Here is a 14,060-nt window from a genome sequence, read left to right on the forward strand (position 1 = left end):
TGTAATTTTGTAGCTTCATTTCGACAGCTATTTAATTATGAATTATAAAAAGGTCAAGCTAAAGCCTAAAAAAGAAGAATCGCTTAAGCGTTTTCATCCTTGGATATTCTCGGGAGCAGTACAGTCTAAAGATGAAAGTCTTGCAGAAGGAGAAGTCGTTAACGTATATACAATCAACGATGAATTTATTGCTGTCGGTCATTATCAGATTGGGAGTATAGAGGTTCGGGTATTATCTTTTGAAGAAGAAGATATTGATCTTGATTTCTGGAAGAAGCGTTTGTCTTCGGCTTTGGAATTGAGGAAATCAATAGGCTTATTATCTGATAATAATAATTCATATCGCCTTGTACATGGAGAAGGGGATCTTCTTCCCGGTCTTATTATAGATGTTTATGCCGAAACGGCTGTTATTCAGTCTCATTCGGTAGGAATGCACGAGTCACGTCTGATGATCTGTGATGCATTGAAGGCCGTGTTAGGAGATAATCTGAAAAATGTATATTACAAATCGGAAACCACCTTGCCATACAAAGCCAATCTGGGAGCAGAAAATGAATATCTGGACAAAGGTGATTCTGTCAACGAAATAGCACTTGAGAATGGTTTGAAGTTTTATCCTGACTGGGTAAAAGGGCAGAAGACCGGTTTCTTTGTCGATCAGCGAGATAATAGAGCATTGCTCGAAAAGTATTCAAAAGGCCGGTCTGTACTAAATATGTTTTGTTATACAGGAGGGTTCTCTTTCTATGCTTTGCGTGGCGGTGCAAATCTGGTTCACTCGGTGGATAGCTCATCTAAGGCAATTATGTTGACGAATAGGAATGTGGAACTGAATTTCCCCGATGATAAACGACATGAGGCTTTTGCCGAAGATGCATTCAAGTTTTTGGGCGGTATCAATAAAGGAGACTATGATCTTATCATACTTGACCCTCCGGCTTTTGCAAAACACAGAGGAGCTATAAAAAATGCATTGCAAGGTTACAAGCGTTTAAATGCTGCCGCATTCGAAAAAGTAGCACCCGGAGGTATTGTGTTTACTTTTTCCTGTTCGCAGGTTATCAGTAAAGACGCTTTCCGTTTGGCTGTATTCAGTGCTGCTGCTTTATCGGGTCGTAGTGTGAGAATATTACACCAGTTAAGTCAGCCCGCCGATCATCCGATCAATATCTATCATCCTGAAGGCGAATACCTGAAAGGATTGGTATTATATGTAGAGTGATTGGTTTTAGCCGGTTCATTATTCTGGCTTCAAATTATCTTATATAGAGAGAAGTAGGCTGAAAAGAAGAAGCGAAAAAGTAACAATTTGAAATAGATTAAGAAGTGTCACTTTTGTCACCTTTTAATGTTTAATATTTTGATTGTTATGTATTTGTGAATATTTCATTTTGTCACTTTTTGTCACCTGATTGATAGAAATAAAGAGTTATCTACATAAAATGTTAAATAACGAATTTAACGATATAATAAAAAAGAAATTTTCGGGAGAAATATTTGACACTATCTCGCGTGTAGCAGATGAGATGAATCTTGAATGCTACGCTATAGGCGGTTATGTACGTGATATATTTCTACGTCGTGCATCCAAAGATATAGATATTGTTACTATAGGTAAGGGTATCGAGCTGGCAGAGGCTGTTACGAAGGCTCTGGGGCGGAAAGCAAAACTTTCGGTTTTTAAGAACTTTGGTACAGCACAGATTAAGTACAAAGATACGGAGATAGAATTTGTTGGGGCACGCAAGGAGTCTTATAATAGAGACTCGCGCAAACCGATTGTAGAGGATGGTACGCTCGAAGATGATCAGAATCGTAGAGATTTTACAATAAATGCGTTAGCGGTTTGTCTTAATAAAGATCGTTTTGGAGAATTGCTAGACCCTTTCGGTGGGCTCAAAGATATGGATAGTCTGACTATTCGTACTCCGCTCGATCCTGATATTACATTCAGCGACGACCCTCTGAGGATGCTCAGGGCAATACGTTTTTCTTCACAACTAGGTTTTGATATAGAACCTAAAACCTTTGATGCAATCAGCAGAAATAAGGATCGTATAGAGATCATATCAAGAGAGCGCATAATCGATGAGGTGAATAAAATAGTACTTTCGCCTAAGCCTTCGGTTGGTTTTCTTCAACTCGATCAGACTGGATTACTTTCTATTATCTTCCCTGAATTAGTGGCTTTGAAAGGTGCTGAAACAAAAGAAGGGGTAGGACATAAGGATAATTTTTATCATACCTTGGTCGTCTTAGATAATATTTCGAAGAAAACAGATAATCTCTGGCTCCGATGGTCGGCTATCCTTCATGATATTGCCAAGCCTGCAACCAAACGCTGGGACAATAAATTCGGTTGGACTTTTCACAATCATAACTTCATAGGCGAGAAGATGATTCCGGGAATCTTTAGACGGATGAAGCTCCCATTGAATGAAAAGATGAAATATGTGCAAAAAATGGTTACTTTGCATATGCGTCCTCAGGTATTGGTAGACGAGGAAATTTCTGATTCAGCCATCCGTCGTTTGCTTTTCGAGGCAGGTGACGATATTGATGATCTGATGACATTATGTGAAGCTGATATTACATCAAAGAATCCCGATAAGGTTCGTCGTTACCTTCGTAATTTTGAGATTGTACGTCAGAAGCTAAGAGATATAGAAGAGAAAGATCAGGTGCGTAATTTTCAACCACCGATCAAGGGTGAAGAAATAATGGAAATGTTCGGTCTTGGGCCCGGAGTGGAAGTGGGACGGCTCAAGGCATCCATCAAAGATGCTATCTTAGATGGGATGATCCCCAATGAATATGACGCTGCTTACAATTATTTGATAGAGAAAGCGAAAAAGATAGGGTTGAAGCCGAAAAGTGATAATGTAAGATGAAAAAAGGAGTTCTTATATTTGTTGTTTTTTTAGCTTGTTGTGCCGCTGTGCAAGCTCAAAAATCAGCTTTAATAATAGACCTCGCTCATAGATATAAATTAGATTATGCCAATTGGGGAATAGGGCTGCAGTATAAGTACAGTTTACCCGCTAATTTTAGAGTAGCTGGAGATTGGGTGGCTTATTTTCCTGATAATAGTAATTCCGGCCTCGATGTTGGAGTAAATTTACAGTATCAATTGCGTATATATAATAATCTTTCTATATATCCTTTTATTGGGGGTGTGATATCCAATCACTTATTCTCAGGAATCCCTAATTCTGTGAAACAGACCGGATTTTGTCTTAGTTTTGGTGTAGGTGCTGAGTATAATGTAAGCAAGAATGGATTTGTAAATTTTGATTATAGATATAATCTGATAGATAAAGAGAAATATACAGGGTATACGGATTATAGTCTGATACGTTTAGGCTACGGATTCCGGTTCTAAAATTATAGATAAAGAAATTATGACAATAAAATCAATTGTAGTTGTGGTTGACGAAGCAAATGCCATCGGTAAAAATAATGACCTGCTTTGCCATTTGCCGAATGATCTAAAGCATTTTAAGGCTATCACTGCGGGTTATCCGGTTATAATGGGGCGTCGAACGTTTGAGTCGTTGCCTAAAGGTGCGTTGCCCAACAGAAGGAATATCGTGATAACTAATAATAAGGATTTACAATTCGATCGCTGCGAAATGGTTTCATCTATCGATGAGGCAATCGAGCTTTGTAAAGGCGAACAAGAGATCTTTTTTATTGGAGGAGGAACCATATACAAGAAAGCAATTGATTTTGCAGACAGGCTTTATCTGACTCGTATTCATCATCAGTTTGAAGGAGCGGATACCTTCTTCCCCGAAATAAAACAGGAAGAGTGGAAGGAGCTATCGCGAGAAGATCATGATACAGATGAGAAACATAAATACAGATACAGTTTCATCAATTTAGAGAAAATAAAACGTTAATATACTTGCTTATATTAAATAAACATCCTATTTTTGCAACCCGAATATCTGGAAGATAATTGAAATTATAACAGAAAATAATATATAGCAATGAAAAGAACTTTTCAACCATCAAACAGAAAGAGAAAAAACAAACATGGTTTTCGCTCTAGAATGGCTACTGCAAACGGACGCAGAGTACTTGCTTCACGCAGAGCAAAAGGAAGAGCTAAACTAACTGTCTCTGACGAATACAGCAAATAAGATCTTTTAAAGGCATTTTGCTAAAGATATACAAGGTAAGAATTATTATAATTCTTACTTTTGTTTTTTATATAAGCCTCACTTTGTATGAATTGGTTCGACTTGCTTGTAATTATATTGATTGGGATAACCCTCGTTAAGGGGTTCTTTTCGGGGCTTGTTATGCAAATAGCATCATTAGCTGGATTGATATTAGGGGCGGTTTTTGCGGGTCAGTTGTCAGGCTTTATAGCTCCCAAGTTGATAAAGCTAACCGAGGCATCCCCTCACATTATCGGGCCATTATCTTATATTGTGGCCTTTCTGCTTATTATAGTGGCGTTGTTTTTTGCGGGGAAGTTACTCGAGTCATTTGTAGAAGCCATAAAAATGAGTGCTCTCAATCGGCTGGCCGGAGCTTTATTTTGTTGTGCTAAATGGCTTGTAGTATTCAGTATTGTGATAAACCTTGTTGTTGAATTAGACCAAAATAGACATCTGATTAAAGAGGATGTGCGTGAGAATGCCTATTCTTATCCTACTGTTATCAACATTGCCAGAGCAGTAATTCCTTACTTGCGATTTGACTGGGTAAAAGACTTGAAAGAAGAGGCTGCTACCCATATTAAAGACAAGGGCATTGCTATTTAGATATACTATTTCTTAGCAAGGATTCCAGATGTTTGATGCTCATGAAATAAGTGATATATAATACCATCCGATAGTCCTATCTTCGGAACGAATATTTCATTGACTTTACAAATCTTACTAATCGATAAGAATATCTTCAAAGCAGGAACAATAACGTCAGCACGGTAAGTATTAAGCTTATAAGACTGAATCCGCTCTTCATAACTCAACGATTTTAGGTTGTCATAGAGTTTCTTCAGTTCGTCATAGCTGATAGGTTCACGTTCTCTTTTACCCAATACTTTGTGTATCTTATTTATGTTTCCACCCGATGCAATTATACTGAATGAGTTATTGTCTTTAGAGATATCTTTTAGCCAAGACTTAAATCGTTTTTCTTCATCTTCTTTTACGGCATCTACCAGTAAGCGTACAGTTCCCATCTGGAAGGAGTTAGAGTCTACTTTTTGCTGATTGCTGTATATGATCACTTCTGTGCTGCCTCCTCCAACGTCAACATAGAGGTAGTTCTTCCTTTTGTCCATAAAGTTGTCCAACTCTCCCGCCTCGTATATAATTTCGGCTTCTTCTCTACCGGTTATGATGTCTATGTTTATACCACTTTCGCGCCGTATGTCTTCTACGATATTAGCTCCGTTGGTAGCATCACGCATGGCGCTGGTTGCACATGCTCTGTAGTTCATCACACCATAGGCTTTCATTATATGTGAGAAACCCTGCATTGCATGTATAAGCCGCCATTCCTTATCTTTGCTTATTGTTCCAGAGGTAAATACGTCGTCACCCAAACGGATAGGTACACGGAGATAAGCTACCTTCTTGAAGTCGGGTGTTGTTCCGTTTACTTCAATGTTGTTTATAAGTAGGCGAATGGCATTAGAGCCTATATCTATTGCTGCAAATATATCTGTATTCATTTTTTATCATTCAATTTCTTATAAAAATTGTATAAAGCTGTCTGAGAACGGCAAGGAGGATTGTCTCCTCTCTTTACATAATTATTGCTCCCAAAGACAGTGAGATCTCTTGCTTTTTCGTTATCCGACCATTGTATATCAAAGAAGCTCTTCAATGTTTGTTTTATTTCTTTGTCGAGGATAGGAACTCCCACCTCTATTCTTCTGTCTAGATTTCGTGTCATCCAGTCTGCACTCATGATATAGACTTTCTCGTCTCCGTCATTGTGGAATATAGCTATACGTGCATGTTCTAGATAGCGGTCTACAATGCTTATTACCCATATGTTCTCACTCAGATCTTTCATTTGTGGTTGTAAACAACATGCTCCTCTCACGATAAGCCGTATCTCGACACCAGCCTGACTTGCTTTGTAAAGCAGCTTCACCATTTCTTCATCGGTAAGGCTGTTAAACTTAGCAAATATATAAGCCCGTTTTCCGTTCTGCGCATTTTTTATTTCTTTCTTAATTAAATTTACAAACTGATTGCGCATATAATAAGGGGAGACAAGCAGTTGCTTGCACGAGAAGTGTTTGTGTGTATTGATCAGAAAATCGAATACTATAGCCGTATCAGCTACTATTTGAGGATTTGATGTAAACAAGCCGAAGTCGCCATATATCTGAGCTGTAGCTTCATTAAAGTTCCCGGTTCCGATATATGCAAAATCTTTATTCTTACGTTCTACCAAAACGATTTTGCTGTGTACCTTTAGTCCTGTGACGCCATGTATAACTTTTACTCCCTCTTTTTGCAGTATCTCCGAATATTCTACATTTTGTTCTTCATCGAAGCGTGCCAGCAATTCCATTAATACGACTACTCTCTTGCCGTTTTTAGCTGCATTGATCAGGGCGTTAATAACTTTCGAACGTTCTGCTACACGATATAAAGTGATGTAGATACTTTCTACTTTAGGATCTATCGCTGCTTCCCGAAGGAAATCAATAAAGTGGTTGAATGTATGATATGGATAATTAAGTAATACATCTTTACGAGCAATGGTTTTCAATATGCTCGAAAAAGGCTTTATGTGCGGATGGTTTAGCGGAGCCAAGCTTTTGCTTTCAAGATCGGGACGCACTTTAGGGAATTTCATTAAATCCCTCATAAGATGATATCGCCCTCCCGCATCTAATTCCTCCCGCCTTTTTAGCTGGAGCTTTGATGATATGATATCTAACAAGTCTTCGGGCATTTCTCTGTCGTAGATAAGGCGAACAGGCTGTCCGTGCAGACGATTTTGTAATCCGGCCTCCATCTTCTCTATCAAGCTTTTAGAGATGTCGTCATCTATTGTGAGTTGAGCATCACGCATCAGTTTGAATGTATATGCCGAAATACTTTTATAGTTAAACATAAAGAATATTTCGTCCAAGCATAAACGAATTATATCATCCAAAAATATGATATCGTGTCTGCCTTTTACTGATGGCAATACGACAAAGCGCGGACATGAAGAACTTACCGGAATTTGAATAATTGCATATCTGGAATCGTTTTTGTCGGAGCACATCTTAACCGCATGGTAGATATTGTTATCCCGCAAAAAGGGTAATTGAGTAGATTTACGAATAATAAGTGGTACAAGAAGTGGGCTGACAACGCTCGAGAAATATTCGTGGCAGAACTGTTTTTGTTTCTGGTTCAGTTTTTTCTCATTCACTACATAAATATTATGTTTCTCCATTTCGGAGAGAACATCGATATAAGTTTGCATAAATTTCTTTTGCCCTTCAGAGACCTGACTGTTGATAAGGGGCAGTAATTCTTTAGCAGTGTATCCTCCCGAAAGGAGAGGTGCGCTCTTTCCTCTAATCTGACTAAGGCGAACAATATTGGCTATCCTTACCTTTATATACTCGTCCTGATTGTTTGAGAAGATACCAAGAAAACGAAGCCTCTGCATCAGAGGCACACTTTTGTCCTGAGCTTCTTGCAGTACCCGCTCGTTAAAGGTTAGCCAGCTTAAATCCCTGTTGTTTATCATTTATGCCAGTGTTGTTAGATGCCTTAAAAAAGTCTGCTCAGCCGAATTTACCCATTCACGAAAAGAGTCATCCGATTGTTGCTTTGTTTTCATATAGTTTAATAACACGCTCATATCAAAATTGTTTCCAACAATGCCTCCTCCAAAAGAGATAACATCAGCTGCGTTTACTTCTTGTTCTATATGAGCCGGGATCATCATGATAGCTTTCCCCAGATAGAGAGCTTCACAAACCGATTCGAACCCCGCTGTTGTAATATATCCGCAGCATCTGCTCATAAAGTTAAGGAATTTTTCATCATCGATCGTATGGAGTGTTAAATTTTCGTCTACTATTAGTTCCTTCGGTACATTTTGCTTATCCCAGAAGAAATGTAATTTTACGTCAGGATTTTGCTCGTGCCATGCCCTTACTTCATTTTCATACCCATGATTAAGCATGTATCCCAAAATATAGTCTTCGGTTGTAGGCTGTAGCGATAATATTTCAGATCGAAGCAGAGGCGGAACCACTGCAATACGTTCAGGGATATAATCTTTTAATGGATAGAACGATAAAGCCAAGGTTTTGGTTGCGCCTACACCACATAGCAGCATGTGCAGTCTCAAGAACATCATTCCTTGTTCGTCTCCTTTTCCATGTAAATAGCCCGGATGTTTTAGCAGGTATTGATGTCCGATATTTACAATCGGGATATCGGTGCTAAATCGCAAATAGGTGAGCCCGGTGAGCAGTTCGTAGAAATTGACAATAACATCGGGTTCGTTTTTCTGTATACGCCGGTGTATTTTTTCTATGCTTTTTTTGTATTTTCTTAATCTCTTAGGAGATATGTTGAAAAGCAAAGTCTTTAAAAAGTGAATTCGTTTTTTATCTTTTTTGAATACAAAAGACAAGGTGTCGAAAGTTCTTACTTTAGCTCCGATTTTCTGATAAAAAAAATCGGGTATGACCCGAACCTTACTTTTTCCAACTAAAACTTCTACAACCTCGTGACCATTGCGGCGAAGGATATCAGACAAGGCTATAGCCTGAGTCATGTGCCCTCGTCCATCTCCTTGAACAATAAATAAATATCTCATATTGCAAATCTTATATCTTTCTTGTCTTCAAATACCGAATTGTTAGCCTGTGGCTCAGGTACATAATACTCGACTTCCCAATTACCCTCATAGTCTTCGGTTAGAGCCGATAAAGATTCGACCCAATCACCCGAATTCAAATAAAGAATATCGCCATAATATCTTTTTTCGGGTTGATGTATGTGACCGCATATAACCCCGTCACACTTTTTGTGGCGTGCTATGTCTACAATATGTTTCTCGTAATCGCTAATGTATGATACCGATGCTTTTACTTTTTTCTTCACTTCTTGCGACAGGGAGTAATAAGGCAAACCCTTTTTTTCTCGTCTGTTGTTGTAGTATCTATTGATCAGCATCAGTAGAGAGTAACCAACATCTCCGATTTTAGATAACCAGCTGTAGCGGGATGTAACAAGGTCGAATACATCTCCGTGGAGGACATAGAAACGTTTGTCTCCGCTTTTGTAGATATAATCTTTTACAATTTCTATATTCTGAAACTTGAAAGGAAGTATCCTGTCCATGAAGTCGTCGTGATTCCCTCTCAAATAGATTATCTTTGTTTTACGTTGTATATCCAATAGTAGTTTAATGAAATTACTGTGTCTCTTTTTCCACTTTGCTTTTCTTCCTCGCATCAATTGCCACCCATCAATAATGTCTCCGCATAAAATGAGAGTGTCGCATGTGTTGTCCTTTAAATATCTTGTAGCTTCTTTTGCTTTCGACCATTTAGATCCCAGATGGATATCTGAAAGAACAATGGTTTTGTGATGTTTTTTGTTTGTCATATTTTTCTCTTTTTTTCATATCAAAAGAATAAATACATTATGACAACACTGTTAAGTATTTATGAATAAATGGTTAAGATTCAGACGAAAGTTTTATATATAATATAAATGACGAGCAAACAGATGGTAGATATCTCTCTGTTTGCCATTCATCTGTTTATGGTGTAGTTTTTTATTTATCGATAGAAAGTGCAGGGGCAGACGGTTGATAGAAGTGGGTCATGTACAGGTCTTTGATAATGCCATCGGCGACACCTATTATGGGTGTTTCGATGACAAGTGCCCGAGCTAGTTTCATTACTTTAAGGTATATCCCGATTGCAGGTAATATGACTTCTGCCCGGTTGAGGTTTATTTTAAGATTCACCAACCGTTCTTCATAACTCATTTTTCTCATTTTAGCCGCAAAGCTCACTAACTCTTCTCTGCGTATGCGTCCTGAACGGCGTAATAGTGAATCCAGCTTATTTATGTTTCCTCCTGACCCAATGAGGGATATCTTTATATAATCTTTGCTGTGTTCTGTCAGCCAATTTTTCATTCTGTCCCATTCGGCTCTTTCTTCCTCAAGCGGTAGTGAGCGAATGGTACCTAGCTTGAACGATTCGGATGCGATCTCTTTGTTCTGATAAAAAATAATGAGCTCTGTGTTTCCTCCACCTACATCCGTATATATGTATACTCTGTTCTCCTCCAGTAATTCGTCTATTCTGTTTGTAAGAATAAAGCGAGCCTCTTCTTTGCTGTCAATTACATCTATTTCGATGCCCGACTTGGCAACTACGTACTCCAATACTTCTTGTGCGTTAGAGGCTTCCCTGATGGCAGACGTTGCGCAGGCACGCCATATTTCTACATCATTTACCTGTATTAGTCCACGGAAAGATTGCATTAGGATGGCGAGCTTTTCTTTCTTCTGCTCACTTATATATCCTGTGGAAAATGTATCCTCTCCCAATTTTAAAGGGATACGGATTAATGAATCTTTTTTAAATACTGCACGTCCATTATAGTCGAGAACATCTGTAATAAGAAGGCGTACAGAGTTGGAGCCGATATCGATTGCTCCTAAGCGTCTAACATTCATAAGCTTTTTTTATTGGCAAAAATAAGTAAGAGGGGTTACAAAACTATTACTATTGGATTGCATTAAAATTAAGATTGTCGAATAGAACTAATAAGCAAAGAATTCTGTTTTATATTTGAAAAGTAACTCATTTTCGAATATGAATAAAGAAATAAAGTACTGTCTCAACTGTAATAATAAAGTCTATGGTGAGTTTTGTAGTAAATGTGGACAGTCAATACATACTTCCCGTGTTAACTCCCAAGAGGTTTTTAGAGAATTGGGATATGGGTTATTTCATTTAAATAGTGGGTTATTCTATACTACTAAAGAGTTGCTGTTAAGGCCGGCAGTAACAATCCGAAATTATTTATCCGGTAAGAGGGTTGGATATATCAAACCTTTTATTTTTCTGATAGTATGTGGTGTTATTTATAGTTTTGTTTTTCATCTTTTTCATTTTTTTCCAATGGATGAGATGAATAAACATGAAGGTAATGTTATTCTTGAATATGTCCCTATCTATAAATTGTATTCTAATCATTACTCATCGATGCTTCTGGTGTTAACTCCTTTTTATGCGCTGTTCTCTTATTTGTTGTTTTATCGAAGGGGTTATAACTATATGGAGCATCTTGTTATGCTTTCATACTTATCTGGAGCAAGAATTTTTGTTCTTTTGTTGTTTTATCCCTTTATATATTTGTCACATTCACAGTTTGTTTATTTGGTTGTAAATTTTTTAGCCGAAATATATTTTATATGGGGGTTATCTCAATTCTTCAAAAGGTCTTCATGGTTTGCTGCAATCTTTAAGGTGTTGCTGCTTATCGTATTAGCTGTTGTTACTTTGCTTGTGCTTGTGATAGCTATTTTCTTGGTGTTTAAGTATTATCATTTCAAGTTATGACTCCAAGCCTATTTCCTATGGTTGCCCCTTCTTCATTATTTCTTCCAATCTATTTTGTTGATATTTAATCAATTTAATTTCATGTTTTGTGCTCAATGAGAACTATGATGTTTATGTTTGATTTGTATTATCTTTATAGTAAATAAGAAGGATCCTGACAGACTTTTATCTATACATAACGAATCTTCCTGACGGGTACGGAATTGTAAAAAATAAAAAATTATCTTTATGCGATTTTTCTGATTTATTACGCATGAAGAAAGAATTAGTATGGAAAGTAAGCCGTTTCGAAGAGCTTACTATAAACGAATTATATGAGATCTTGCATCTACGGTGCAAAATATTTGTCGTTGAGCAAGATGCTCCGTATCTCGATACAGACTATAAAGACCAAAAAGCATTGCATCTCTCCGGATATGCAGATGATAGACTGGTGGCTTATTGCCGTATATTTAAGGCCGGAGATTATTTTGAAGAGGCTTGTATCGGACGGGTTATTGTTGCTCAGGAGTATAGGAAGTACGGATATGGGCACGACATGATGAAGAAAGCCCTGAATATAGCATCTGCAACTTTAGGCGAGACGCGAATTACGATTTCTGCTCAGCAATATCTTCAAAAATTTTATGAGAGCCACGGCTTCAGGCAAACCAGCGAGATGTATCTCGAAGATGGGCTACCCCATATTGAGATGAAAAAAGAATAGAATTTTTTAAAAAGTCTTGTTCGTTAAGATATTAAATCATAAATTTGCAGCCCGAAACAGAGAGGAGGTTTGATGATCTTTTGAACAAAACATATTCACTTGTGGTATGATATTGCTTTGCTGAAGCAATGTTCAGAAGATTGATTTATACAACAGAATTCTCTCGTTAATGCAATTATTGCAATGATAGCGAATGAAATTTCGCTTATAAAGTTTAAAATTAAATAAGAAAACAAATAAAAACTAAAGAATAATTATGATTATTGTTCCATTGAAAGAAGGGGAAAATATCGAAAGAGCCCTAAAGAAATTTAAAAGAAAATACGAAAAAACAGGTGTTGTTAAAGAACTTAGAAGACGTCAGGAATTCCAAAAGCCTTCTGTAGTGAAGAGAGCAAACAAACTTCATGCAGTTTATGTGCAGAAGATGCACCGTATGGAAGAGTAAAAGAAGTATTGCCAATTTCGCATAATATTATTAACTTCGTCATTCAAGATAGAATGTTTCTCGAATGATGCTGTTGATAGAAAAATATATCAGGTATCTCCGTTATGAAAAGAACTATTCTTTACATACGGAGATTTCTTATTCTGAAGACCTCAGTCAGTTCGTAGCGTTTCTTGCCGAGCATTTTTCTGATACCGACATAAAGCATGTAGATAGAGATATTATTCGCATGTGGATCGTTTCTATGATGGAGAGAAAAATCTCAGCCCGTTCTGTAAACCGTAAGCTAAGCGCAGTGAAATCGTTTTACAGATATTTGCAGAAAATAGGAGAAGTAACGGTAAATCCTGCAAGTAAAATAAATGGCCCGAAAGTTGGTCGGCCAATTCCAGCTTTTGCTAATAGTGCAGATATGGAGAAAGTCCTGGATAAAGAAGACTACGGAGATTCATTCGAGTTGTTGCGAGACCATATTATAATAGAGCTGTTTTACGTAACCGGAATCCGCCGCGCAGAATTGATAGGGTTGAAAGATGTTGATGTCGATTTCTCGTCTGAAACGATACAAGTGACAGGAAAACGTAATAAGCAACGTCTTATTCCTTTTAGTGATGGCATGAAGCAGTCTCTTGAACAATATATTGCAGTGCGAAATAAAGAAGTAGGAAACCAATCAGGTTACTTATTTGTTAAGAATAATGGAGAGCCGCTTTATCCGATGTTAGTGCATCGTATTGTGACTTCTAATTTACAGCAGATAGAAACTCTGGCTAAGGTTAGCCCCCATGTTCTTCGACATTCGTTTGCAACGGGCATGCTGAATAATGGAGCGGATATTAATGCGGTAAAGGAGTTGCTTGGTCATGCAAGCTTGGCTGCTACAGAAATATACACACATACTTCGTTTGAAGAATTAAAGAGAATTTATAACAAAGCTCACCCAAGAGCTTAAAAAGTAAAGGAGGATTAGTTATGAATATTGTAATTCAATCGGTGCACTTTGATGCGTCAGTACAACTGAAAGAGTTTATTGAGAAAAAAATATCAAAATTGGATAAATTTACAGATCAGATTGTAGATGCAGAAGTTATATTGAAAGTCGTGAAGCCGGAAGTAGCCAATAATAAAGAGGCTTCGGTTAAATTGAATATAAAAAATGGAGAGTTGTTTGCCAATAAGACTGCCGATAGCTTTGAGGAGGCTGTTGCTCAGAGTATAGAAGCTTTGGAAAAGCAAGTGCTTAAGGTAAAAGAGAAGGCTCAGGCTAAATAAAATAGCAATGTTCATGAAATTGGCACTAAGCTAGTTGAAGCTAAATAGACAAT

16 protein-coding genes are annotated in these 14,060 nt (G+C 37.5%); 11 read left to right on the forward strand and 5 right to left on the reverse strand.

What is annotated here, in order from left to right; translation table 11 throughout:
* The first annotated feature begins 37 nt into the window (after positions 1-37).
* The 6 genes from PKC55_RS16880 to PKC55_RS16905 all read left to right on the forward strand — a co-directional run bounded on the left by PKC55_RS16880 (position 38) and on the right by PKC55_RS16905 (position 4,778).
* Complete coding sequence (locus PKC55_RS16880) at positions 38-1,225, forward strand: class I SAM-dependent rRNA methyltransferase (RefSeq protein ID WP_324373595.1); 1,188 nt, start codon at positions 38-40, stop codon at positions 1,223-1,225.
* A gap of 220 nt (positions 1,226-1,445) precedes the next feature.
* Complete coding sequence (locus tag PKC55_RS16885) at positions 1,446-2,894, forward strand: CCA tRNA nucleotidyltransferase (RefSeq protein WP_324373596.1); 1,449 nt, start codon at positions 1,446-1,448, stop codon at positions 2,892-2,894.
* Positions 2,891-3,385 (forward strand): outer membrane beta-barrel protein, encoded by a 495-nt coding sequence (locus tag PKC55_RS16890; protein WP_291128690.1) that lies wholly within the window; start codon positions 2,891-2,893, stop codon positions 3,383-3,385. Before PKC55_RS16885 ends, PKC55_RS16890 begins: the two co-directional genes overlap by 4 nt.
* Before the next feature lie 19 nt (positions 3,386-3,404).
* On the forward strand, positions 3,405-3,905 hold the full coding sequence (locus PKC55_RS16895) for a dihydrofolate reductase (RefSeq protein ID WP_291128692.1): 501 nt from the start codon (positions 3,405-3,407) through the stop codon (positions 3,903-3,905).
* A gap of 90 nt (positions 3,906-3,995) precedes the next feature.
* Complete coding sequence (gene rpmH, locus PKC55_RS16900; protein ID WP_006841928.1) at positions 3,996-4,148, forward strand: 50S ribosomal protein L34; 153 nt, start codon at positions 3,996-3,998, stop codon at positions 4,146-4,148.
* 87 nt (positions 4,149-4,235) lie between these two features.
* Positions 4,236-4,778 (forward strand): CvpA family protein, encoded by a 543-nt coding sequence (locus PKC55_RS16905; protein ID WP_291128694.1) that lies wholly within the window; start codon positions 4,236-4,238, stop codon positions 4,776-4,778.
* A 5-nt stretch (positions 4,779-4,783) separates the two neighbouring features.
* Here PKC55_RS16905 and PKC55_RS16910 read toward each other — a convergent pair whose 3' ends face one another.
* From PKC55_RS16910 to PKC55_RS16930, 5 genes are all read right to left on the reverse strand, one after another.
* Positions 4,784-5,695 (reverse strand): Ppx/GppA phosphatase family protein, encoded by a 912-nt coding sequence (locus tag PKC55_RS16910; protein ID WP_291128696.1) that lies wholly within the window; start codon positions 5,693-5,695, stop codon positions 4,784-4,786.
* Positions 5,692-7,728 (reverse strand): polyphosphate kinase 1, encoded by a 2,037-nt coding sequence (gene ppk1, locus PKC55_RS16915; RefSeq protein ID WP_291128697.1) that lies wholly within the window; start codon positions 7,726-7,728, stop codon positions 5,692-5,694. The genes PKC55_RS16910 and ppk1 overlap by 4 nt, the downstream gene beginning before the upstream one ends.
* Entirely contained in the window at positions 7,729-8,811 is a 1,083-nt protein-coding gene (locus PKC55_RS16920) for a glycosyltransferase family protein (RefSeq protein WP_291128699.1), read from the reverse strand.
* Positions 8,808-9,605, reverse strand: coding sequence for a UDP-2,3-diacylglucosamine diphosphatase (locus tag PKC55_RS16925; RefSeq protein ID WP_291128701.1), 798 nt, complete (start codon positions 9,603-9,605; stop codon positions 8,808-8,810). Before PKC55_RS16925 ends, PKC55_RS16920 begins: the two co-directional genes overlap by 4 nt.
* Positions 9,606-9,777: 172 nt before the next feature.
* On the reverse strand, positions 9,778-10,692 hold the full coding sequence (locus PKC55_RS16930; protein WP_291128702.1) for a Ppx/GppA phosphatase family protein: 915 nt from the start codon (positions 10,690-10,692) through the stop codon (positions 9,778-9,780).
* A gap of 139 nt (positions 10,693-10,831) precedes the next feature.
* Here PKC55_RS16930 and PKC55_RS16935 point away from each other — a divergent pair, with 139 nt between their 5' ends.
* From PKC55_RS16935 to hpf, 5 genes are all read left to right on the forward strand, one after another.
* A complete protein-coding gene (locus PKC55_RS16935; protein WP_291128704.1) occupies positions 10,832-11,581 on the forward strand; it encodes a DUF3667 domain-containing protein in 750 nt (249 codons plus the stop codon).
* 253 nt (positions 11,582-11,834) lie between these two features.
* Positions 11,835-12,287 carry a GNAT family N-acetyltransferase gene (locus PKC55_RS16940; RefSeq protein ID WP_291031409.1) on the forward strand — a complete coding sequence of 151 codons (453 nt, stop codon included), beginning with the start codon at positions 11,835-11,837 and terminating at the stop codon, positions 12,285-12,287.
* A 256-nt stretch (positions 12,288-12,543) separates the two neighbouring features.
* A complete protein-coding gene (gene rpsU, locus PKC55_RS16945; RefSeq protein ID WP_006841938.1) occupies positions 12,544-12,735 on the forward strand; it encodes a 30S ribosomal protein S21 in 192 nt (63 codons plus the stop codon).
* Positions 12,736-12,805: 70 nt separating this feature from the next.
* Entirely contained in the window at positions 12,806-13,687 is an 882-nt protein-coding gene (locus tag PKC55_RS16950) for a tyrosine recombinase XerC (protein ID WP_291128712.1), read from the forward strand.
* A 20-nt stretch (positions 13,688-13,707) separates the two neighbouring features.
* A complete protein-coding gene (gene hpf, locus PKC55_RS16955) occupies positions 13,708-14,007 on the forward strand; it encodes a ribosome hibernation-promoting factor, HPF/YfiA family (protein WP_006841940.1) in 300 nt (99 codons plus the stop codon).
* Positions 14,008-14,060 lie beyond the last annotated feature (53 nt).

Origin of the sequence: Dysgonomonas sp., assembly GCF_035323175.1 — a bacterium.
In the GTDB taxonomy this organism is placed as follows: domain Bacteria; phylum Bacteroidota; class Bacteroidia; order Bacteroidales; family Dysgonomonadaceae; genus Dysgonomonas.